The organism is Veillonella tobetsuensis (genome assembly GCF_001078375.1).
In the GTDB taxonomy this organism is placed as follows: domain Bacteria; phylum Bacillota; class Negativicutes; order Veillonellales; family Veillonellaceae; genus Veillonella; species Veillonella tobetsuensis.
Genome location: NZ_BBXI01000016.1, coordinates 44757 through 65714, shown reverse-complemented (window position 1 = coordinate 65714; position 20958 = coordinate 44757). Strand labels below are relative to the sequence as shown.

23 protein-coding genes are annotated in these 20958 nt (G+C 38.9%); 22 read left to right on the top strand and 1 reads right to left on the bottom strand.

Features of this window, described 5'->3' with window-relative positions; translation table 11 throughout:
• Window position 1 precedes the first annotated feature (1 nt).
• The 12 genes from VEI_RS06810 (at window position 2) to VEI_RS06755 (ending at window position 8237) form a co-directional block, all read left to right on the top strand.
• On the top strand, window positions 2–274 hold the full coding sequence (locus VEI_RS06810) for a BMC domain-containing protein (RefSeq protein ID WP_059363595.1): 273 nt from the start codon (window positions 2–4) through the stop codon (window positions 272–274).
• Between the two features lie 29 nt (window positions 275–303).
• Window positions 304–837 (top strand): GlcG/HbpS family heme-binding protein, encoded by a 534-nt coding sequence (locus VEI_RS06805; RefSeq protein WP_059363593.1) that lies wholly within the window; start codon window positions 304–306, stop codon window positions 835–837.
• A 2-nt stretch (window positions 838–839) separates the two neighbouring features.
• Window positions 840–1988 carry a 1-propanol dehydrogenase PduQ gene (locus tag VEI_RS06800; protein ID WP_059363591.1) on the top strand — a complete coding sequence of 383 codons (1149 nt, stop codon included), beginning with the start codon at window positions 840–842 and terminating at the stop codon, window positions 1986–1988.
• 10 nt (window positions 1989–1998) lie between these two features.
• Window positions 1999–2733, top strand: coding sequence for an MIP/aquaporin family protein (locus VEI_RS06795; protein ID WP_059363588.1), 735 nt, complete (start codon window positions 1999–2001; stop codon window positions 2731–2733).
• Between the two features lie 21 nt (window positions 2734–2754).
• Window positions 2755–3099: an ethanolamine utilization microcompartment protein EutS gene (eutS, locus tag VEI_RS06790; protein WP_059363586.1), complete on the top strand. Its 345-nt coding sequence runs from the start codon at window positions 2755–2757 to the stop codon at window positions 3097–3099.
• A gap of 2 nt (window positions 3100–3101) precedes the next feature.
• Window positions 3102–3611 carry a EutP/PduV family microcompartment system protein gene (locus VEI_RS06785; RefSeq protein ID WP_059363584.1) on the top strand — a complete coding sequence of 170 codons (510 nt, stop codon included), beginning with the start codon at window positions 3102–3104 and terminating at the stop codon, window positions 3609–3611.
• A 155-nt stretch (window positions 3612–3766) separates the two neighbouring features.
• The gene (locus VEI_RS06780; protein WP_059363582.1) at window positions 3767–4153 is read left to right on the top strand and encodes a DUF805 domain-containing protein; all 387 of its coding nucleotides are present in this window, start codon (window positions 3767–3769) and stop codon (window positions 4151–4153) included.
• A gap of 75 nt (window positions 4154–4228) precedes the next feature.
• Window positions 4229–4825, top strand: a complete 597-nt coding sequence (locus VEI_RS06775) for a hypothetical protein (RefSeq protein WP_059363581.1) — start codon at window positions 4229–4231, stop codon at window positions 4823–4825.
• Window positions 4826–4833: 8 nt separating this feature from the next.
• Complete coding sequence (locus VEI_RS06770; protein WP_059363579.1) at window positions 4834–5409, top strand: hypothetical protein; 576 nt, start codon at window positions 4834–4836, stop codon at window positions 5407–5409.
• A 32-nt stretch (window positions 5410–5441) separates the two neighbouring features.
• Complete coding sequence (locus VEI_RS06765; protein ID WP_059363577.1) at window positions 5442–6038, top strand: DNA-3-methyladenine glycosylase I; 597 nt, start codon at window positions 5442–5444, stop codon at window positions 6036–6038.
• Between the two features lie 127 nt (window positions 6039–6165).
• Window positions 6166–6882 carry a DUF554 domain-containing protein gene (locus VEI_RS06760; protein ID WP_059363794.1) on the top strand — a complete coding sequence of 239 codons (717 nt, stop codon included), beginning with the start codon at window positions 6166–6168 and terminating at the stop codon, window positions 6880–6882.
• Window positions 6883–7052: 170 nt separating this feature from the next.
• Window positions 7053–8237 carry an MFS transporter gene (locus tag VEI_RS06755; protein ID WP_059363575.1) on the top strand — a complete coding sequence of 395 codons (1185 nt, stop codon included), beginning with the start codon at window positions 7053–7055 and terminating at the stop codon, window positions 8235–8237.
• A 99-nt stretch (window positions 8238–8336) separates the two neighbouring features.
• On the opposite strand, the gene VEI_RS06750 is transcribed toward VEI_RS06755, so the two are convergent.
• Window positions 8337–9323 carry a GMP reductase gene (locus tag VEI_RS06750; RefSeq protein WP_059363573.1) on the bottom strand — a complete coding sequence of 329 codons (987 nt, stop codon included), beginning with the start codon at window positions 9321–9323 and terminating at the stop codon, window positions 8337–8339.
• 184 nt (window positions 9324–9507) lie between these two features.
• On the opposite strand from VEI_RS06750, the gene thiT reads away from it, so the two are divergent.
• The 10 genes from thiT to VEI_RS06700 all read left to right on the top strand — a co-directional run bounded on the left by thiT (window position 9508) and on the right by VEI_RS06700 (window position 20918).
• On the top strand, window positions 9508–10038 hold the full coding sequence (thiT, locus tag VEI_RS06745) for an energy-coupled thiamine transporter ThiT (protein ID WP_059363572.1): 531 nt from the start codon (window positions 9508–9510) through the stop codon (window positions 10036–10038).
• Window positions 10031–11155 (top strand): molybdopterin-guanine dinucleotide biosynthesis protein MobB, encoded by a 1125-nt coding sequence (locus tag VEI_RS06740; protein ID WP_059363570.1) that lies wholly within the window; start codon window positions 10031–10033, stop codon window positions 11153–11155. Before thiT ends, VEI_RS06740 begins: the two co-directional genes overlap by 8 nt.
• Window positions 11136–12371, top strand: coding sequence for a molybdopterin molybdotransferase MoeA (locus tag VEI_RS06735; protein WP_059363568.1), 1236 nt, complete (start codon window positions 11136–11138; stop codon window positions 12369–12371). The genes VEI_RS06740 and VEI_RS06735 overlap by 20 nt, the downstream gene beginning before the upstream one ends.
• Before the next feature lie 188 nt (window positions 12372–12559).
• Window positions 12560–13582, top strand: a complete 1023-nt coding sequence (locus VEI_RS06730; RefSeq protein ID WP_059363792.1) for an AraC family transcriptional regulator — start codon at window positions 12560–12562, stop codon at window positions 13580–13582.
• Window positions 13583–13968: 386 nt separating this feature from the next.
• Window positions 13969–14871: a L(+)-tartrate dehydratase subunit alpha gene (ttdA, locus tag VEI_RS06725; RefSeq protein ID WP_059363567.1), complete on the top strand. Its 903-nt coding sequence runs from the start codon at window positions 13969–13971 to the stop codon at window positions 14869–14871.
• Window positions 14871–15482 carry a L(+)-tartrate dehydratase subunit beta gene (ttdB, locus tag VEI_RS06720; protein WP_059363565.1) on the top strand — a complete coding sequence of 204 codons (612 nt, stop codon included), beginning with the start codon at window positions 14871–14873 and terminating at the stop codon, window positions 15480–15482. Before ttdA ends, ttdB begins: the two co-directional genes overlap by 1 nt.
• A 103-nt stretch (window positions 15483–15585) precedes the next feature.
• On the top strand, window positions 15586–16854 hold the full coding sequence (locus VEI_RS06715; protein ID WP_059363563.1) for an SLC13 family permease: 1269 nt from the start codon (window positions 15586–15588) through the stop codon (window positions 16852–16854).
• A 192-nt stretch (window positions 16855–17046) separates the two neighbouring features.
• On the top strand, window positions 17047–18321 hold the full coding sequence (locus VEI_RS06710; protein WP_059363561.1) for an SLC13 family permease: 1275 nt from the start codon (window positions 17047–17049) through the stop codon (window positions 18319–18321).
• 222 nt (window positions 18322–18543) lie between these two features.
• Window positions 18544–20214, top strand: a complete 1671-nt coding sequence (locus VEI_RS06705) for a formate--tetrahydrofolate ligase (protein WP_059363559.1) — start codon at window positions 18544–18546, stop codon at window positions 20212–20214.
• A gap of 86 nt (window positions 20215–20300) precedes the next feature.
• Entirely contained in the window at window positions 20301–20918 is a 618-nt protein-coding gene (locus VEI_RS06700; protein WP_059363557.1) for a cyclodeaminase/cyclohydrolase family protein, read from the top strand.
• Window positions 20919–20958 lie beyond the last annotated feature (40 nt).

Below are 20958 nucleotides of genomic sequence, written 5' to 3'. Positions count from 1 at the left end.
TATTATGAATAATGCATTGGGTATGGTGGAAACAAAAGGTTTGGTTGGCGCAATTGAAGCAGCAGATGCGATGGTAAAAGCATCTAATGTTGAATTAGCTGGATATGAAAAAATTGGTTCCGGTCTAGTTACTGTTATGGTTCGTGGTGATGTAGGTGCAGTTAAAGCAGCAGTAGAAGCTGGTGCAGTAGCAGCTGGTAACGTAGGAATGGTTGTTTCAACACACGTAATTCCACGACCTCACCATGATGTGGAATCACTAATAGCAAAATAAACTAAAAGCCTATGATAAGGAGGCTGGACATGGATATTTACGATTCTGTCCGACAAATTATTGAAACTATGAAGAGAACTCCTTCAGTTATTAATGATAATAATGTACTTATTGGAGATACTGTACATATTAAAAATAATAAGGCAATTACAATTGAATCAGTAGTTGATACTATTGTAAAAGCTTGTGAGACTGAATCATATCGTTTAGGTGTACCTGTTGTAGTAGCTATCGTGGATGCTAGTGGAAGTCTAGTTTATCAAAGACGTATGGAACGATCTCTTGGCGTTAGCATAGAATTAGCGCCCCATAAGGCGTATACGGCGGTTGCATTTAGATGTAGTACAGCAAAACTTGGTAAAGAAATACAGCCTGGGAGTTCTCTTTATGGTATTGAAACTATGGTAAAAAAACCAATAGTTTTATTTGGCGGTGGTGAACCATTAATGTACGAGGATTACTTATTAGGTGGTTTAGGCATTAGTGGTGGCACCGTAGAAGAAGATATGCTCATAGTAAAAGCAGGACTACAGGCTTTTCAAGAGTATATAAAAGGAGCGTAATAATGGAATCATGGACCTTTAAAACGCAAATTTTTACTGAAAGTGTTAATCATTCTGCGACAGGCTCAAAATCAGATGCATTAGAAAGACTTCGTTTATTAAATGGAGAGCGAATCTTTATCGTTTGTGACCCATTTTTAGAGGGAACGCCAGCTTTACAAACCGTGATTGACTTGATAAGTATTAATAACACTTATACTGTGTATTCTGATGTAGTACCAGATCCTCCTATTGACTCTATTGTTAAGGGGGTAACGGTATTAAGAAAAGAAGAGTCTACAGTACTAATAGTGATTGGTGGTGGATCTGCCATTGATATGGCAAAAGGCATTAATTATTTTTGCAAAACCATATATCAGGTAGGGGTTAAAAAGTTTATTGCTATACCAACCACTAGTGGGACTGGGTCAGAGGTTACATCATTTGCAGTTATAACAGATACTAAAACTGGTGTTAAATACCCTTTATTAGATGATAGCTTATTGCCAGATGAAGCAATTTTAACAACATTTTTTGTAAAATCTGCACCTGAAAAGGTGACAGCTTATAGTGGTATGGACGTGTTAGTTCATGCTTTGGAGTCTTTGGTCGCTAAAAAAGCTAACTATTTCACTGACGCGTTAGCCGAAAAAGCAATAGAATTAGTCTTTAAAAATCTACCAACTTGTGTAGTTGATGGAAAAAATGAAGTGGCACGCGCTGCGATGCATGAAGCCTCTTGTATGGCCGGGATAGCATTTAATCAGGCTGGCCTGGGGATTACCCATGCATTGTCACATCAACTAGGTGGACAATTTCATATTCCTCATGGACTAGCCAATGCGATGCTTCTGCCTTATGTAATAATGTATAATGCGGCAAACTCAACAGTGGCTAAATCAAAATACATTTCTATTGCTCAGAAATTATGCTTAACGAATGAGACAAGTGATGAGAGTGTACAATTAGCCGCTTTGGTAAAATGTGCACAATCTTTGGCTCGTCAAGTGGGTTGTTCTATGACTATGAAAGAGTTTGGTATTGATAATATAACCTTTAAAAACTCATTTTCTATATTAGTGCAACAAGCAATAGCTGATCGCACTTATGGCGGCAATCCTTACGAAGCAACAAAAGAAGATTTAACACGTATATTGACATGTATTATATGAGGTAACACATATGGATGCAACACAAGTGTATGTTAGTGAATTCATTGGAACAGCCGTTTTAATGGCCTTTGGTAGTAGTTGTAATGCATCGTTATTGTTGAAGAATACTATTACTAGTGCCATAAAAACCAACTGGATTGGATTGATGTTTGGGTGGGGCTTTGCAGTTACTTTTGCAGTGTACACCGCTATTAGTTTGGGCGGTGTTGCACATTTAAACCCTGCTATTACAGTAGCTTTTGCAGCAGGTGGATTATTTCCACAAGAATTAGTTATAGGAGCGGTTATAGCTCAATTGTTAGGTGGTTTTTTAGGAGCAAGCATTACCATGTTGCACTATTATCCACATTTTAAAATAACTAGTCCTGAAGAGGGAAACTGTGTAGGCATTTTTGCTACGGGTCCAGCCATAGATCATCGTGGATGGAATTTACTTTCAGAAATTATTGCAACTTTTTTATTTATTTTCTGTGTACTCTTGCTAGGACCTATGGTAAATGGATTGGCACCATTAATTATAGGTTTCTTAGTGGCAAGTATCGGTTTTTCTTTTGGCGGAACTACAGGGTTTGCACTGAACCCTGCTCGTGATTTACCTTCAAGACTTGCATATGCTATATTACCAGTTCCTAATAAAGGGACTGCTAATTTAGGCTATGCATGGGTTCCAATAGTAGGGCCAATGATTGGTGGATTTTTAGCAGTAGGTGCATTTATATGGCTTAAAGCATTTTTAAATTTATGATTTGAGGGGAGGTTATAAACCGTGATAGACAAGCAACGAATAATTCAAGAGTCGGTGCCAGGAAAGCAAGTTACATTGGCTCATGTTTTAGCGAATCCTAAAAAAGATTTGTACAGTAAATTAGGATTGGATAGTGAAGGGCGTAGTGCAATAGGGATTTTAACTATTACACCTGGAGAAGCTGCTATAATTGCGGGGGATATGGCCTCTAAAGCTGCTAATGTTCATATTGAATTTATCGATCGTTTTTCAGGAGCAGTTTTAATTTCAGGAGATGTATCAAGTGTAGAGGTATCTCTAAAAACTGTATTACAAGGCTTTTCAGAACAATTACAATTTAGTATAGTGTCGCTTACACGGAGTTGATAGTGAAGACCTTAAGAAGTACTCTGTGGGTTGGCAGTACCTATTGTCGGGCTGAGATGGTGGTAAAAAACTTGTTAGAACTAACATATTCCTTACCACGGCCTATGGCAATTTATCGTAAAGAAAATTGTCTTTTAACTCCAGGGGAATACATTGAAAATCCTTGGTATTTTTCTGCTTTATTGGTTTCATCTTATAATGTGGAAACTGTTGTATTTGTATATCGATTAGGGGAACCCTTTAATCCATATCCACCTGCTACTGCAGGAGCCTTTAATCGTGAGGTGGTAGGTGTTATCGTGGTTTCTAAATTAATAGATGAAACTGTATGGAAACAAATGCAAGAAGCTAAGCTTTTACTAAAATTGGCAGGAGCTTTGACCGTGTGCGTAGTTGCAGATAAATATGAAAATACCATATGTGAATTACCTAATATATGTAATGATGAATTTGTATATGGCTACGCTGCACTTAAAAATATATTAATACAATCAAATGACAAAGATATTTAAAGTAAATTACTCCTTTCAGAATATCTAGCAAAGACTCTATCTTAATGAACCGACCCCTCAAGATAGAGTCTTTTTATGATACAATAAACTTAATAATGACGATATTTTTACTTATATATCTAATGTTTTAGTAATTTTATTTAAAAGGATTTATTATGGAACAATTTCACTCTATGTTTTCTCTATCAGGTCGTATGAATCGTCGATCTTTCTTTATCAATATGTTTATTGTATTTGCCATCGGTTTTGTGGGCGGCTTTATTATGGGCTTCTCTGGTTATTCTATGTTGAGTATTTTAATTGGTGCTCCGTTTATACTTATCGCTATGGTGCGTGAGATAGCCATTGCAGCAAGACGTATTCATGATCTTAATGGTCCTACATTTTTAGCTTTCATTTATATTGTATTAGGGATTCTTGCCGTATGGTCCCGTGAAATTGGTTGGCTTGTATTAGCGTCTAAAATAATTTTATGCTTGATTCCAGGTAATAAAGGTCTAAATTCTTATGGTGATAAACCAGAGAACAGAATCATATTTTAATAAGGGGAGGATACAACTAAATAAAAGGTAGATGTGATTATACTCTAATAAGTTGAATGGAAAGGGGCGTATAGTATGATTAAACGTTTTCTCATTTTATTTATTATGATGTTGTCTATTACTATGACTGCGGGGGCTATTAGCCTTCAAGAACTACAGTCATCACCTAATTTTAAGTTAGTATCTTATAAGGAATACCCTTCAGAAACGAGTAGTTATGTAGAGAGGTTTTATTCGTTTATTGATTTAAACTCTATTCGTATTGTTGAGTATAATCCTCCTAAATACACTTTACAGTGTACTAATTACATGGTATTTGATTATACAGCTGGACCAGAGATTAAAGAGTCAGAAATGACCATCTATTATGATCTAAATTATTCTTTAGCTACTTTAATTCATGCTAATCGTGAGAAACAACCAAATGCATCCTTAGTTGATGTCATTGAGACAGCTGAACGAGAATCCGGTCTTGTTATAAAATCTAAACCTCTTAATACATATCAATTAAATGGCGATATCTGGTATCCTGAGAACAGATCCAATCATTTGGATAGGGAATGGAAGGGCTCCATTGATCGAAGTCGAGGGTATCAGGTTATTTATGATAATGCGGATGCACTGTTTAAGGCCGTATATCTTCAGCATTTTGATGATATTCTAATACAGTGAGGTGGACTATGAAACGCATGTATTTACTTTTATTATGGTTACTGCCGTTCATTATGTTACCAATATATAGTCAAGCTATATCTCAATCTGAATTAAGAGGTTCTTCTAGATATGTGCAGTTCAAGTCTGTAGCGGATTATAAAGTGTACTATGTAGATATGGAATCGATTACTCCTATAACAGCAACTGAAGGTCATAGACGCATCACAGTTACAGTATATGCACTAGTAGATGGGGAGGATTATATCGCAGCTGTGAAAATGGAATATGATTACCAGTTAGATCGCTCTTTGCGTCAACTTCTCAGCAAACATGATGTATTGAAATCTCAAGGGCAAGATAGTCCATATATTTCTGTATGGCGTGATAAACAAGCTAACATAGGCATTACATGTCGTATTCTTGGTGTTAAGGGGTATACTCTTTCTGGTAATAGCATTGCAGAACTTTATAAAATAGATAATGTTTATAAAGATATCTCAGAGCTTAGCTTCAAAGGCAATCGATATAAAATGCTAAATGCTATCTATAAACAGGCCTACGGTATTTACTTTGATGATGAAATGTCTTCAAAATTATTGTAATCAGCACATTGTATGTTAAGAAAGGACGGCCTATGAAGGTTATTTGTACGTGGCCTACAACGCCACTTTACCAGTCTTACCACGATGATGAATGGGGACGTCCTATTCACGATGACCAACATCAATTTGAACATTTGTGTTTAGAAAGTCTTCAATGCGGATTAAGTTGGCTTACCATATTAAACAAGCGTCATATCATTCGTCAGTGTTTTGATGATTTTGATGTTGAACGGGTGGCTCACTATACAGAAGCCGATGTGGAACGAATCATGAGTACGGAAGGGATGTTAAAATCGCGTCCAAAGATTGAGGCTATTATTAATAATGCGAAAGCCTTTCAACGCATTCAAGAGGAATTTGGATCCTTTTGTGAGTATATTTGGGCTTTTACCAATCATAAAACAATCATTTATAAAGGTCATCCTGCGGGACAGGTACCTGTCAAAAATGAATTATCTACACAAATCAGTAAAGATTTGAAGAAACGAGGGTTTAAATTTGTAGGTCCTGTGACCATATATTCTCATCTGCAGGCCAGTGGTCTCATTAATGATCATGGTAAGGATTGTCCTTGTTTTAATGAGATTAATAAAGCTAATCCTGTGGTATATTTACCAACAGATGAATAACTGTGCACGTAACCGCATTTAGCTCAGCTAGATGCGGTTTTTTATGATATTTTATATTGATTGATGTCGATGTAGTTGATATACTACTTTCATAATGACTTTCATAAGTAAGGGAAAGGATATGATTATGATTGGATTAGGGACGGCCATTAATATGGCCTTGATTATAGGTGGCAGCCTTCTGGGACTTGCCTTTGGTCGTTTCATGAAGGAAAATTTAAAGCAAACCTTGATGGTGGTGAGTGGCATCATCGTATTGCTACTAGGGATGAGTGGGGCCATGCAATTTATGCTGGTCATCGTCAATGGTTCCTTGCAAACTACAGGGCCTCTATTGATGATTGTTAGTATGGTAGTAGGTGCCATTATTGGGGAACTCATCGATTTGAATCGGTGGATTACGGTTTTTGGTGATTGGGTGAAAGCGCGCACTGGTAATACCGGAGATCCAACGTTTACTCATGCATTTATCACCGCATCTCTCACGTTTACAGTTGGTGCCATGGGCGTTCTTGGCTCCATCCAAGATGGTTTAACTGGTGATTACCAGACCTTGCTACTCAAGGGTATTCTTGATGGTGTCATCGTCATGGTGATGAGCTCCTCTATGGGTAAGGGGGCCTTGTTCTCCTTTATTCCTGTCGGGATTACCCAATGGCTCATAACGGCGATGGCTCATGTGGCAGCACCTTTAATGACGCAGACCGCTATAGATAATCTATCCTATGTAGGTTCTATCTTGATTTTCTGCGTTGGTATTGACCTTATTTGGCCTGGCAAGATTCGCATTGCCAATTTGTTACCTGCCATTTTTATAGCTATGGGGCTAACATTTTTAATTTAAATTTAATTTTACATAACCCTCTTTACAACATGCGTAAAGAGGGTTATTATATCTTTCATATAAATCTTATAGTTAAAATGGTTTCCCCTAGGAACGCTTGTTATTGCGACCTAGCGGATACAAAAAGGGCCTTTCTTCGACGAACGGTTCTAGAAACCAGAAAGGATGTAATGAACGAACAAGTTTCCATAACAAAATCTAATATTCGTGGTGCTTTTGGCGCCTTTTTTATCCCAGGTATGTATACAGCCTTGTGGGCTGGCTTTGTACCGTATTTGAAAGCAAAACTAAATATCGGTGAGGATGTATTGGGATCTATGATTTTGTTACTTGGTGTGGGTTCTTGTTTATCCATGGCTGTAGCCGGTAAATTAGTTGAATCTTTGGGATGTAAAAAAACAGTTCTCATCGGTAGTTTTGTGGGCATGATTTCCCTGGCTCTCGTACTCATATGTTCCACCATCTTTGAAACAACGGTAGCCTTATTTTTCTTTGGTATCGGTGTCGGATTAAGTGGTGCTGCAGCCAATCTTCAGGCTATCCTCACAGAAAAGATAAGTAAAAAACATTTAATGGGGGCCTATCATGGAGGCTGGAGCCTTGGCGGCTTCGCGGGTGCCGGTGTACTATTGGTATTGTTAAAGATTTTGAATTTTCCTGTTAATGAAAGTATCTGGGGACTTCTCATCGTATTATTGCTAGCCATAATTGTAGTTAGTCAATTCATGTTGACCTTTGGCACAGATCCAAATGCAAAGGTTGTAAAAAAATCTAAAAGCCCATTGTCGTTCCATCCCATTGCCATCATTTTTGGTCTATTGTCCTTTGTATCCTATTTAGTAGAAGGGGCTGTAGGGGATTGGAGTGCTTTGTATCTTCATGAAGATAAGGCTATTGCCATTCAAGAAGCGGTGATGGGGGTTATGCTTTTTAATGGTACGATGTGTGCAGGCCGTTTGCTCGGTAATACACTTGGTAGACATTTGACGTCGAAACAAGTTGTTGTTGGTGGTTATTTACTCGGTGCTGTAGCGATGGCACTTATCGTAGTATTGCCAGGTTATGGCTCCATGTACACTTATTTATTATTAGGTATCGCCCTTGCTATGGTTGTGCCGAATCTATTCTCCGCAATGGGGGAACAAAATGTTATCCCTATGACACAGGCTGTGGCAACATCTACCATGCTTGGCTACATGGGCATCTTGATGGGACCGGCTTTAATTGGCTTCATCGCTCACGGAACTAGCTTAATGGTGGCATTCGCACTTCTTGCAGCATTACTTGTTATAAGTGCAGGTATTGGTAAGTATGCCTATTATTTGATGAAAAAAAATACTGATGCTGCTGAGTAAAATGTGATGAGATGACTCGATAGTAACCATGTTTTATACGTGAATAATATAAAAGGGTATCCGATTCCTAGGAATCGGATACCCTTTTAGTATGAGCGATTAACGATCGCCGTTGAAGATGGAGTTTTTAACAAGTACGTAGTCTACCTTGCGGATAGCTTGTAATGTTGTGCCACCAGCGTAGGAGATAGCAGATTGTAAATCTTGTTCCATTTCGATTAATGTATCAAAGATAGAGCCTTTGGAATCGATGAAGATTTTTTTGCCTTCTACGTTTTTACGTTCCCCTTTTTGGAACTCAGAAGCGGAACCAAAGTATTCTTTTACTGCTTTGCCGTCAACGATTTTCTCTTCCCCTGGGGATTCTTCGTGACCAGCGAATAAGGAACCAATCATAACCATAGTTGCACCGAAGCGGATGGATTTAGCGATGTCGCCATGATCACGGATGCCGCCGTCAGCGATGATAGGTTTAGTAGCTGCCTTTGCGCACCAGCGAACAGCAGCCAATTGCCAGCCACCAGTACCAAAGCCGGTTTTTAATTTAGTGATACATACTTTACCAGGACCGATACCTACTTTTGTAGCATCAGCACCAGCATTTTCAAGCTCACGAACCGCTTCAGGAGTACCAACGTTACCAGCGATAACAAAGGTATTAGGTAAATTCTTTTTAATGTATTGAATCATATCGATAACAGCGTTAGAATGACCATGTGCGATATCGATTGTGATATAATCAGGAATAAGATTAGCTTTTGCTAATTTATCAACTAATGCGAATTCTTCTTCTTTTACGCCGATGGAAATAGAAGAATATAAGTTTTTCTCTTGCATGCGTTTTACAAAATCAAGGCGGCGCTCAGGTTGGAAACGATGCATGATATAGAAATAGCCTTTTTCTGCTAGTTTTTCAGCTAACTCTTCATCGATGATAGTTTGCATGTTTGCAGGAACTACAGGTAATTTAAATGTACGATTACCTAGTTTAACATGTGTATCACATTCGCTACGGCTGTTTACGATACATTTATTAGGAATCAGTTGTACGTCTTCATAATCAAAGATGTTAGTTGTATTAATCATAGTTTCTATATCTCCTTTGAGGTATAATAAATTGAACCTGTACCATTATACTGAATTTTATTTAAATTTTCAATACGTTCCGAATATTAAAAACTCTCATATAGTTATTATACAATTTTATAGGTGCCTTGTCTGTACCAATTTTACGTATCAAAGATACTTATATTCGTAGGAGGTTATTTCAATGGATCAGTCAAAAACACGTATGATAGCAGAGGCTGGTGTAGCGATTGCTATTGCACAGGTATTATCTTTTATTACATTATTCCATATGCCTCAAGGTGGTTCCATTAAGGCGGCATCTCTGGTGCCTCTCATGATTTTTGCCTATCGTTGGGGAGGTACTCGCGGCATTTGGGCGGGCGTCGTATATGGCGTACTTCACTTCTTGCTTGGTTTTAAATCATCGATTCATTATCTCAGTATCATCTTAGATTACTTGGTGGCCTATGGTGCTATTGGTGTATGTGGTTACTTCAAGGACAACATTACAGGCCTTGTTAGTGGCTCTATTGTAGCCATTGCATTGCGCTGGTTTACTTCTGTTACAAGTGGTGCCGTTGTATTTGCTAGCTACGCACCACAAGGCCAAAATCCATGGATCTACTCCATGATTTACAACGCATCTTACATGATACCAGATGGAATTCTTAATATTATTGTATTGTTATTTGTTTACCAAGGGGTAAAAAGAGGGTTGAATCGCAGTGCTTAATTTAGGCGTAATAATTTTGGCTGGTGGCCTCAGTTCACGTATGGGATATCCCAAGGCTCTATTGCCTTGGGTGAATGGTGAAAGTCTCATTTCTCATGCATTGCGTAACGCTTTAGACCATGATGCAAAAGATGTGCTCATTTCTATTGGTGATGATGAAGCGCTAGGCCAAGCCATTCAGGCTAATATCATCGACACGTTGTCGAATGAAGAAAAAAATAAAGTGTCTATTGTTCGGGATTCTGTGGAGCGATGTGGTCCACTAGGTGGATTGTATAGTGCTTTATCTGTAGGTAAAAGTCACGCCTATGCGGTACTGGCCGTAGATATGCCATTTATGGATTTTAATTTATATTATGATTGGCTATACCGCGTGGAGGGTGATGATTGGTCTGTTATTGTTCCTACTGGTGAAAGTGGTCGTTATGAACCAATGGCTGGCATTTATAAACCATCCATTGCGCCTCTTTTACAGACTGCATTAGCAGGCGAAGATGTATCTTTACAACATGCGCTACATATTGTTGGTTCTGTAATTACTATAGATGCAGTAGATTACAGTCACAATCTCCGCAATGTAAATCATATAGAGGATTACCTATGGGCGCGGGCTGAGGCGGTAAATGCATGTCGTTATGTGCCGATTATTAGCGTAGTCTCTGAAAAGCGTAAAACAGGTAAGACCACTGTTGTGACACGTCTAGTTAGTGAGTTACAAAAAATAGGGGTCTCTGTAGGTGTTGTGAAGAGCGATAAACATGGCTTTCACATGGATTATGAAGGAACTGATACGGATCTTGCTATGAAAGCAGGCGCCACGGCCGTAGCCATTGCAGGGCCGACGGAGACTGCCGTACGGATTCGTACAAAAGAACAGTCTAATCTGTATGATTTGACACAGACATTACCGGTAGACCTTGTTATACTAGAAACTAGGTCCCAAGGCGTATTCCCAATTATTGAGATAATCCGAGACGGATATACCGAGTCGCTCATATCGAGCGAGATAGAACGGGTAATGACTGTGGACGTTACGAAATTAGATGAATGCATACCAGAGTTGGTATGTCGTATACAAGGTATGATGAGGGATATAGATGAAAGCCGTTACTGTTGATGAAGCGCTTCATTTGTGGAGTGAGGCTTTACGAGAACAACATCATAGCATCGAATCCATTGCCGTTGGCGACGCAAAAGGATGCGTGTTGGCCAAAGATGTTTTGGCACCTACCGATGTGCCCGCATTTCATAAATCCGCAATGGATGGGTATGCCTTAGCATATGATCCTAATTGTGATACTTATATCGTCGATGGTATCATCGGCGCTGGTGTTGTATGGGATAAGCCTGTAACAACTGGTCATGCCGTACGAATCATGACAGGGGCCCCTGTGCCAGAAACTTGTGATACCGTTATCATGCAAGAACAGATCCAAGGCTCTGGTGAGATTGGTTCTAGAATTACTATTCAAGGTACGCAACAAAAGGGCAGCCATATTATTCCACGCGGTGAAGAGTGTTTGGCGGGCACTGTTGTTATTCCAAAGGGGACTGAAGTAACCTCTGCGGTCCAAACAATTCTAACTGGCTTAGGTTATATTGATGTATCTGTATATGCGATGCCTCGTATTCTGGTTCTTACATCGGGCCATGAAGTCATCGATCCAGGGGAACCTTTGACTACTGGTAAAATTTATAATTCAAATCGCATGATGATTTGTAGTTTACTAGATGACCTAGGTTTTCGTCATGTCACACAGTATCATGTAAGCGATGCACCAGATAGATTAGATGTAGAAATTGCAAGAGTACTTGAACTTAGTGAACAAGCAGATATCATTATCAGCTCTGGTGGCGTATCTGTAGGCATGTTTGATACAATGCCGCTTATATATGAAAAATTAGGAGCTAAAACACTATATGAGCGCATCCAAATGCGTCCAGGTGCAGCCTCCTATGGGGCCGTTACGCCTAAAGGTCAACTTATCTTTGGTTTATCGGGTAATCCCGGTGCAGCCTTTAATGGTTGGCACCTATTAGTGGTTCCTACCTTGCGTAGATATAAAGGTATTAAAAATTGGTCCACTCCAGTACTTAATTGTGTAATGGATTGCGATCTATCTAAACGTAATGCCTTTGATCGCTACGTGCAAGGCAAGGTCATATTTGGTGATGGTCAACCGCGTTTTGTGGCAAATCGTCATTTTAACAGTAGCAGCATGCTTGGATTATATACCGTTAATGCCTTAGCCTGCATTCCTCAAGGCGTACATGAGGTACATGAAGGGGATATATGTAAGGTATATTTGCTAGGCCTCTTACCAACAATATAATAAATTGCAAGGGACTCATGTATGAGTCCCTTTTTAAATTAGTACAGGCCTGTACTAATTTTTGGAACAGTATGTATCGGAATCAATATTAAAAGATATTATTGACCACGGTTAAATAAATATATCATAATAAATGCATCCCTTGGATTTATTAGGGATGCATTTTTATGTTAGAAGATGAGGTAATTATGGATTACTTTTACTATACATACAAACATAATCATATAGATTTCAGTAGCCATATATACAAGGTTAGTACCTATCATTATAATTGGCATGGAGAAACGGAAATCCTTATTTTATTAAAGGGTCGTATTGAGATGAGCTGTAATAGTGAGGTTTTCACAATGGAACCTCTCGACTCTATCATTATTTCTCCTCAAGTGGGGCACGCTACGTTGGCATTAGAGCAGGATACGACGGCATTGGTTATTCATGTAGGTAAGGATTTCTTTCAACAATTTGATCCGAACTTTGGAATGTATCAATTTGTGATACGCTCTGATAAGTCTAATCGGCATAATCCGTTCTTTACCTCTTTACGACATCACGCAGCCATGATGATGTTGATTAAGTCTAATGGTGAAAGCCCCATTAATCAGATGTGGTTAGAACATCACTATTTAGCATTAGCCAGTAAGGTATATGATGAGATTGATGCGGTTAAGTCGATTCATGGTAAGCCTGTTGATATGACGGTGGCTACCTTTGATAAGATGATTGCCTATATAGATAAAAATTATCAGCAAAAGATTGAATTAGAAGATATTGCCCAAATCGGTGGCTATAATGTGAACTATACATCGCAGTTCTTTAAACGCCAATTAGGCGTTTCCTTTTTAGAGTATCTCTTGCGTATGAGGCTAAGGGAGGCTACAGTTCGTTTAGCTAATTCTGATGATGGGGTTGCTCATATTGCAAGTAGTTGTGGCTTTGCAGATATTAAAGCCTTTAATGTTGCCTTTAAAAAGCACTTTCATACAACTCCTTCTGAATATCGTAAGCAAGCAAAAGAGTTAGGGCGTAAGACCAAATTACATGATTGGAAAGAGATTATATCTACACAAGAGGAAGATATTGTAGAACTACTACAATCTTGTTTGCCTTATGAACATGATTCTAGTTATAAGTTAAAGCTAGAGGACGCGAATCAAAAATTACAAGTTGTTAGAGAACAGCTTGAGTCTGTTGTTAAAAAATTACAATCTTAACCTTAATTATTACAGCCATTGTAAATTGTTATAATTTTATGGTTTTGCGTTTTAAATTTAGGGAGATATACAATCATTAGGTATAGGTAATTTTGTATATACTAAAAATCCCCGTTCCTAAATATAAAAAGAGCACTGCTTTTCAATAAGTAGTGCTCTTTTTCGTGTTTATAGGTAGGTAAAATTTTATATTTTATATACGCTAAAATTTACTTATATAGGTGATTCATTATGATTTTATAGGGATTTCACTCTCAAAAATCAACTTGTATATTGGATAGTTATATTCTGAAAAAAGAGTATAATGAAATCATCGAAAGGAGCTAAGGTTCCGATACAAAATAAATGCTAAGTTTTAAATAATGAAGTCCTGCTGGAGGTTTACGATGAGTACGAAAGAACAACAAGTACAAGAGATGACGAATGTCATTGCCAAGTTCATTGCTTATATGGCAAAGAAATTACCTGATGATGTGGAAGCTAAAATTAAAGAATTGGCAGCCGATGAAAAGAATCCATTAGCTAAAACAATTTATGAAACGATGCATAAAAATATGGACCTTGCGTATGAATTGAATCGTCCTTCTTGCCAAGATACAGGAGTATTGCAATTCTGGGTGAAGGTTGGTTCTAATTATCCATTAATTGGTGAACTTGAAGAAATCTTGCGCAATGCCACATATCAAGCTACGCAAGATGCGCCACTTCGTCATAACTGTGTAGAAACATTTGATGAATTCAATACTGGTAAAAATATTGGTCGCACTGCACCTTACATTACATGGGATATCGTACCTGATCGTGATGATGTAGAAATTTTCCCATATATGGCCGGTGGCGGTTGCTCCTTGCCAGGATCTGGTAAAACATTGATGCCAGGCGAAGGTTATGAAGGCGTTGCTAAATTCGTGTTAGATTTGATGACAAGCTATGGTTTGAATGCATGTCCTCCATTATTGGTTGGTGTTGGTATTGCTACATCTATCGATACAGCAGCGGTTATGTCCAAAAAGGCTTTGATGCGTCCTGTATCCTCTAAGGCTGAAAATGAAAAAGCAGCATATATGGAACAATTACTTGAAGACGGTATTAACGCATTGCACCTTGGACCTCAAGGTATGGGCGGTGATAAATCCCTTATGGGTGTAAACATCGAACATGGTTCTCGTCATCCATCTGTAATTTCCGTAGCTGTTAACGTTGGTTGCTGGAACCATCGTCGCGGTCATGTAGTATTTGATAAAGACGGTAAGTACGAAATTTTATCTCATAAAGGAGTGACATTCTAATGGCTAAACATATTTTGACAACACCAATTCAAGCATCTGATCTTAAAGGAATTAAAGCAGGGGATATTATTTACTTAAATGGTCATATCACAACATGCCGTGATGTTGCTCATCGTCGTCTCGTCGAATATGGACGGGAGTTACCAGTAGATGTTCGCAACGGTGCCATTTTACATGCAGGTCCAATCGTACGCGATCATGGTGACGATAAATTTGAAATGATTTCCGTAGGTCCTACTACATCTATGCGTATGGAAAAATTCGAATATGAATTCGTAAAACAAACAGGTGTACGCCTCATCGTTGGTAAAGGTGGTATGGGTCCTGAAACAACGCGTGCATGTAAAGATTTTGGTGCTCTTCACTGCGTATTCCCAGCAGGTAATGCTGTACTTGCTGCTACAGAAGTAGAAGAAATCGAATCTGCTAACTGGCGTGAACTCGGTATGCCTGAAACCTTGTGGACTTGCCGTGTAAAAGAATTCGGTCCACTCATCGTATCCATCGATGCAGAAGGCAATAACTACTTTGAAAATAAAAAAGTAGAATACAATGCGAAGAAAGAAGAAGTGTTAGAAGAAATCTATAAACACGTAAGCTTCATTAAATAATTGCATTGTGAAATGTAACTACATAGGAGGATTATACGGATTTTGTAGAATCCTCCTTTTTTGTACCCTTTTTTAGGTATATGACACGTATTGGGAGGTATGTATGGATACGAGTGTAATGATAACTCTTGGCTTTTTAGTGTTTGCCATTGTCATGTTTGCATGGGAGAAAATCCCATTGTCTATTACGGCGATGATTGTAGCCGTTGGTTTACATCTAAGCGGTGTATTATCTGCTAAAGATGCCTTCGCAGGTTTTGTAGATCCAAACGTATTGCTCTTCATGGGTATGTTCGTGATTGGTGCAGCCTTCTTTGAAACAGGTGTGGCCGTAGAGGTAGGGAATGTAGTTCATAAGTTTGCTAAAACTGAAACATCTTTGCTCGTTGCCGTTATGATGATTACAGGTATTTTATCTGGTTTCTTATCTAATACTGGTACAGCTGCTGTACTGATTCCTGTAATTATTGGTATTTGTAAAAAAAGTGGTTTTAAACAAACTAAATTATTAATGCCTCTTGTATTTGCCGCAGCTATGGGTGGTAATATTTCACTTATCGGCGCTCCTGGCAACATGATTGCGCAAGCGGGCTTACAACAAGCGGGTCTAGGCTCTTTTGGTTTCTTTGATTATGGTCTAGTAGGTTTGCCAATTCTAATTGTTGGTACTATTTTCTATGCTACAATTGGTAAACGTTTCTTACCAGATGCTCCAAGTCATCAACCAGATGGTGCCTTTGAAGGCAATGAAGATTATAGCCATGTACCGTCTTGGAAAAAATGGACTTCAGCACTTGTATTGATTTTGACAGTTGGTGCTATGATCTTTGAAAAACAATTAGGCGTAAAACTTTATGTGAGTGCCTGGGTAGGTGCTCTTGTATTAGTTGCTACTAATGTTATTAGTGAAAGTGCAGCTGTTAAATCTATCGATATGAAAACAATCATGCTCTTCGCTGGCTCTATGGCCCTTGGGAACGCAATGGTTAAAACAGGCACTGGTTCTGTAATTGCAGATATTATCGTGAATAGCCTTGGTGCTAGTCCATCTCCAATTGTTGTTCTAGTAGTAATCTTTGTGCTTGGTGTGTTCATGACGAACTTCATGTCTAATACTGCTACCTGTGCATTATTGGTACCAATCGGTCTTAGCCTAGCATCTCAATTGGGATTCGATCCAAAAGCGGTGCTTGCAGCTATCGTAATCGCTAGCTCCTTAGCATATGCTACACCAATTGGGATGCCTGCAAATACTATGGTATATAATATAGCTGGCTATAGCTTCATGGATTATGTGAAAGCTGGTTTGCCGCTCATTGTTGTATCTAGTATCGTGGCACTCGTATTGTTACCAATCTTATTCCCGTTTTAAACTATTCATAAGAGTTTAAATAAATGCCTTTGGGATTATTGCCAATTCTGTGCCCCTTTTAATATATAAGGTATTATCTAGCGTTGTAGATATATGAAAAAGATTCATTATAAAAAAATAATTATATGATTTACATCACTGAGTTATATCTATATACTATAGGCGTATGGCTACCATGAAAGGAAAGTTCTCATGGATTATAGTGTTGCTGTTACATTGGGATTCCTCGTATTTGCAATCGTCATGTTTGCATTAGAGAAGATTCCATTGTCTATTACGGCTATGATTGTAGCCGTTGGTTTACATCTTTCTGGTGTATTAACCGCAGCGGAAGCTTTCAAAGGCTTCGTTGACTCTAATGTTATTTTATTCCTAGCTATGTTTATTATCGGTGCTGCTTTCTTTGAAACAGGTGTTGCTGTTGATGTAGGTAATGTTGTTAATAAATTTGCTAAAAACGAAACAACCCTTATTATCGCTATCATGATGCTTACAGGTATTATGTCTGGTTTCTTGTCCAACACAGGTACGGCAGCCGTTATGATTCCTGTTGTCATCGGTATTTGTAAAAAGGGTGGTTTCAACCAAACTAAATTCCTAATGCCAATCGTATTTGCAGCCGCTATGGGTGGTAATATTTCTATGATTGGTTCCCCTGGTAATATGATTGCAAACTCTAATTTGCAAGAGGCTGGTCTTGGTTCCTTTAGTTTCTTCGCTTATGGTGAAGTAGGTTTACCTATGCTTATCATCGGCACTCTATTCTATGCATTCATTGGCAAACGTTTCTTGCCAGAGGTTCCAACTCGTGAGCCTGATGCAAACTATCAAAAAAATGCTGACTTTGATCATGTTCCAATGTGGAAAAAATGGACAGCAGGTTTGGTGCTTGTATTGACTATTGCGGCTATGATTTTTGAAAAACAAATCGGTGTATCTTTAGCTGTTAGCGCTTGGGTAGGTGCTCTTGTTATCGTAGCAACTGGGGTTATCACTGAAACAGAGGCTGTTAAGTCTATCGATATGAAGACAATTCTGTTGTTTGTAGGTTCCTTGGCTCTTGGTACAGCAATGGTAAAATCCGGCGCAGGTGCATTTATTGCAAACCTTATCGTTGATGGTTTGGGTGAGACACCTAACCCATTGGCCTTGTTAGCAGTGCTTTTCTTCTTGTCTGTATTCATGACAAACTTTATGTCCAATACAGCGGACGTTGCATTGTTGGCACCTATCGGCTTGTCCTTGGCATCTCAATTAGGCTTTGACCCCAAAGCGATTCTTGTAGCTATCGTTATTTCCAGTTCTCTTGCATATGCTACACCAATCGGCATGCCTGCAAATACTATGGTGTATAACGTGGCGGGTTACAGCTTTAAGGATTATGTAAAAGCGGGCGTACCATTGATTATTGTATCTGCCATCGTTTCTTTGGTATTATTGCCAATTTTATTCCCATTTAACCCGTAATTTTATATAGGTAAGTCATACTAAACCGTCACCGTTGGTGGCGGTTTTATTTTGTTGAACTCCTCAGTCTATGTGTGCCTTAGCCTATTGATTAGAAAAAGCAATATACATATAAGTAAGAAATAATTAGACATAATCGTCACTTTCACATATAATAAAAAGGTGACGAGTGTACAAATATACATTCACAGTAGACAAAACAGGTGGATATGAGGAGGAATTATGCTTAGCGATATTGAAATAGCTCAACAAAATAAGATGGAAAAAATTCAGGTTATTGCTGATAAATGCGGTCTTACTCCTGATGATATTGAACAATATGGTCATTATAAGGCAAAGATTTCCTTTGATGCCATTAAGCGTTTAGACAGTAAAAAGGACGGGAAATTAGTTCTCGTTACAGCTATTACACCAACTCCTGCAGGGGAAGGGAAATCTACAACTACCATCGGTTTGGTGCAAGCCTTGAATAAAATCGGCAAGAATGCTATTGCTGCACTTCGCGAACCATCCTTGGGACCTGTATTCGGTATCAAGGGTGGCGCTGCTGGTGGCGGTTATGCCCAAGTAGTACCGATGGATGATATTAACCTACATTTTACGGGCGATATGCATGCTATTACGGCGGCAAATAATCTATTGTCCGCTATGATCGATAACCACATCCACCAAGGTAATGAACTAGAAATCGATTTGCGTCAAATTTCTTGGACTCGTGTTCTCGATATGAATGACCGTGCATTGCGCAATGTAACGGTCGCCATGGGCGGTAAGGTGTGTGGTTTTCCGCGCGAAGATCATTTCATGATTACCGTTGCTTCTGAAATCATGGCCATTTTATGTTTGGCTACCGATTTAGAAGATTTGAAAGCACGCTTTGGTCGCATCGTCATCGGTCCTAACCTAAAAGGTGAACCTGTGTATGTACATCAATTAGGCTGTGAAGGGGCGATGGCGCTTCTTATGAAAGACGCTATAAAGCCAAATCTTGTACAAACATTGGAACATACGCCTGCCATTGTTCATGGCGGTCCTTTTGCTAATATTGCGCACGGTTGTAACTCTGTGGTGGCTACAAAATTAGGCCTAAAACTCGGTGATATTGTAGTAACAGAAGCTGGCTTTGGTGCTGATCTAGGGGCAGAAAAATTCCTCGACATCAAATGCCGTTACGGTGATATTTTTCCAAATGCTATCGTAATCGTTGCTACATTGCGCGCTCTTAAAATGCATGGCGGCGTACCAAAACAAGAGTTGAATACAGAAAATGTAGAGGCTGTAACAAAGGGTTTCAGCAATTTGCGTAAAGCTATTGAAAATATGCGCTTCTTCGGTGTACCTGTTATGGTTGCCATCAATAAATTTGCTACCGATACGGATGCAGAAATTGCTGAATTAACTCATTTGTGTAATGACTATGGCGTTGCTGTAGAGCTCAATGAATGTTGGGAAAAAGGTGGCGAAGGCGGTATCGATATGGCTAAACGCGTTGTGGAACTCGTGGAAGGCAGCGAACCAACACCTAAATTCGTATATGAATTAACAGATAATATTGAAGATAAAATTGGTAAAATCGTTCGCACTATTTACGGTGGCGATGGCGTTACATTTGATGGAAAGGCGAAGAAACAAATCGCTCAATTAAAAGAGTGGGGGCTTGATAATCTACCGGTTTGTATGGCGAAAACACAATATTCCTTATCGGATAATCCAGCGTTGTTAGGGGCGCCAACAGGGTTTAAAATTAATGTAACCGATATTCGCGTGGCTAATGGTGCAGGATTCCTCGTATGCCGTACTGGTGATGTTATGGTTATGCCTGGTTTACCTAAACGTCCGGCAGCACTCAATATGGATATTGATGCGGACGGCACTATTAAAGGCTTATTTTAATAATATGGTATTGTAATCGACATAGTATTTTTATTGACATAGTATATAGAGGGGGCGATGGCCCCCTTTATTATTGAGGTGTATATATGGATTTATTAACGAGTTCTATAAAAGATTTTGTGGCCGCTACTGCATCTAAGGAGCCTACACCAGGTGGTGGTGCGATTGCGGCATTAACGGCAGCTACAGGGGCCGCATTGGCTGAGATGGTAGCCAATTTAACCTTTGGCAAAAAAGGCTATGAAGATGTACAAGATGAAATGCATGATTTGCAACATAAGGCGGAGGCTATTCGTGAAAAAGCACTTTCACTAGCACAAGCAGATGCGAATGTATTTAATCTCTTTATGGATGCTTTGGGATTGCCTAAAAATACAGATGATGAAAAGGCAGTTCGTAGTGCAGCGATTCAACAAGCCTATAAAGATGCCGCCAATGTTCCATTAGAGATTGGCCTGATTAGTCATGAAATTTTTGAGCTTGCGCATGTTGCAGCTACAAAGGGAAATCAAAACCTCATTACCGATGGTATCATTGCAGCTATCAATGCAAGAGCCGCTGTTAAAGCTGCATTTTTAAATGTGCGCATCAATATTTCTGGCATTAAAGATGAATCCTATGTAGCTCAATTAAAAGAACAAATGGATCGAATCGAATCTGAACTAGATGAAAAGGAAGCAGTCATTTTGGCCTTATATAAATAATGGACGATAATATGCGTTATGCTATCTAATGTTCGGAAAA

Coding starts and splice junctions, on each gene's coding strand:
- thiT (WP_059363572.1), top strand. CDS start 9,508: ATGGATCAGTCAAAAACACGTATGATAGCAGAGGCTGGTGTAGCGATT.
- VEI_RS06800 (WP_059363591.1), top strand. CDS start 840: ATGGAATCATGGACCTTTAAAACGCAAATTTTTACTGAAAGTGTTAAT.
- VEI_RS06705 (WP_059363559.1), top strand. CDS start 18,544: ATGCTTAGCGATATTGAAATAGCTCAACAAAATAAGATGGAAAAAATT.
- VEI_RS06715 (WP_059363563.1), top strand. CDS start 15,586: ATGGATACGAGTGTAATGATAACTCTTGGCTTTTTAGTGTTTGCCATT.
- VEI_RS06780 (WP_059363582.1), top strand. CDS start 3,767: ATGGAACAATTTCACTCTATGTTTTCTCTATCAGGTCGTATGAATCGT.
- VEI_RS06770 (WP_059363579.1), top strand. CDS start 4,834: ATGAAACGCATGTATTTACTTTTATTATGGTTACTGCCGTTCATTATG.
- ttdA (WP_059363567.1), top strand. CDS start 13,969: ATGAGTACGAAAGAACAACAAGTACAAGAGATGACGAATGTCATTGCC.
- VEI_RS06750 (WP_059363573.1), bottom strand. CDS start 9,323: ATGATTAATACAACTAACATCTTTGATTATGAAGACGTACAACTGATT.
- ttdB (WP_059363565.1), top strand. CDS start 14,871: ATGGCTAAACATATTTTGACAACACCAATTCAAGCATCTGATCTTAAA.
- VEI_RS06735 (WP_059363568.1), top strand. CDS start 11,136: ATGAAAGCCGTTACTGTTGATGAAGCGCTTCATTTGTGGAGTGAGGCT.
- VEI_RS06805 (WP_059363593.1), top strand. CDS start 304: ATGGATATTTACGATTCTGTCCGACAAATTATTGAAACTATGAAGAGA.
- VEI_RS06755 (WP_059363575.1), top strand. CDS start 7,053: ATGAACGAACAAGTTTCCATAACAAAATCTAATATTCGTGGTGCTTTT.
- VEI_RS06765 (WP_059363577.1), top strand. CDS start 5,442: ATGAAGGTTATTTGTACGTGGCCTACAACGCCACTTTACCAGTCTTAC.
- VEI_RS06795 (WP_059363588.1), top strand. CDS start 1,999: ATGGATGCAACACAAGTGTATGTTAGTGAATTCATTGGAACAGCCGTT.
- VEI_RS06760 (WP_059363794.1), top strand. CDS start 6,166: ATGATTGGATTAGGGACGGCCATTAATATGGCCTTGATTATAGGTGGC.
- VEI_RS06775 (WP_059363581.1), top strand. CDS start 4,229: ATGATTAAACGTTTTCTCATTTTATTTATTATGATGTTGTCTATTACT.
- VEI_RS06700 (WP_059363557.1), top strand. CDS start 20,301: ATGGATTTATTAACGAGTTCTATAAAAGATTTTGTGGCCGCTACTGCA.
- VEI_RS06710 (WP_059363561.1), top strand. CDS start 17,047: ATGGATTATAGTGTTGCTGTTACATTGGGATTCCTCGTATTTGCAATC.
- VEI_RS06730 (WP_059363792.1), top strand. CDS start 12,560: ATGGATTACTTTTACTATACATACAAACATAATCATATAGATTTCAGT.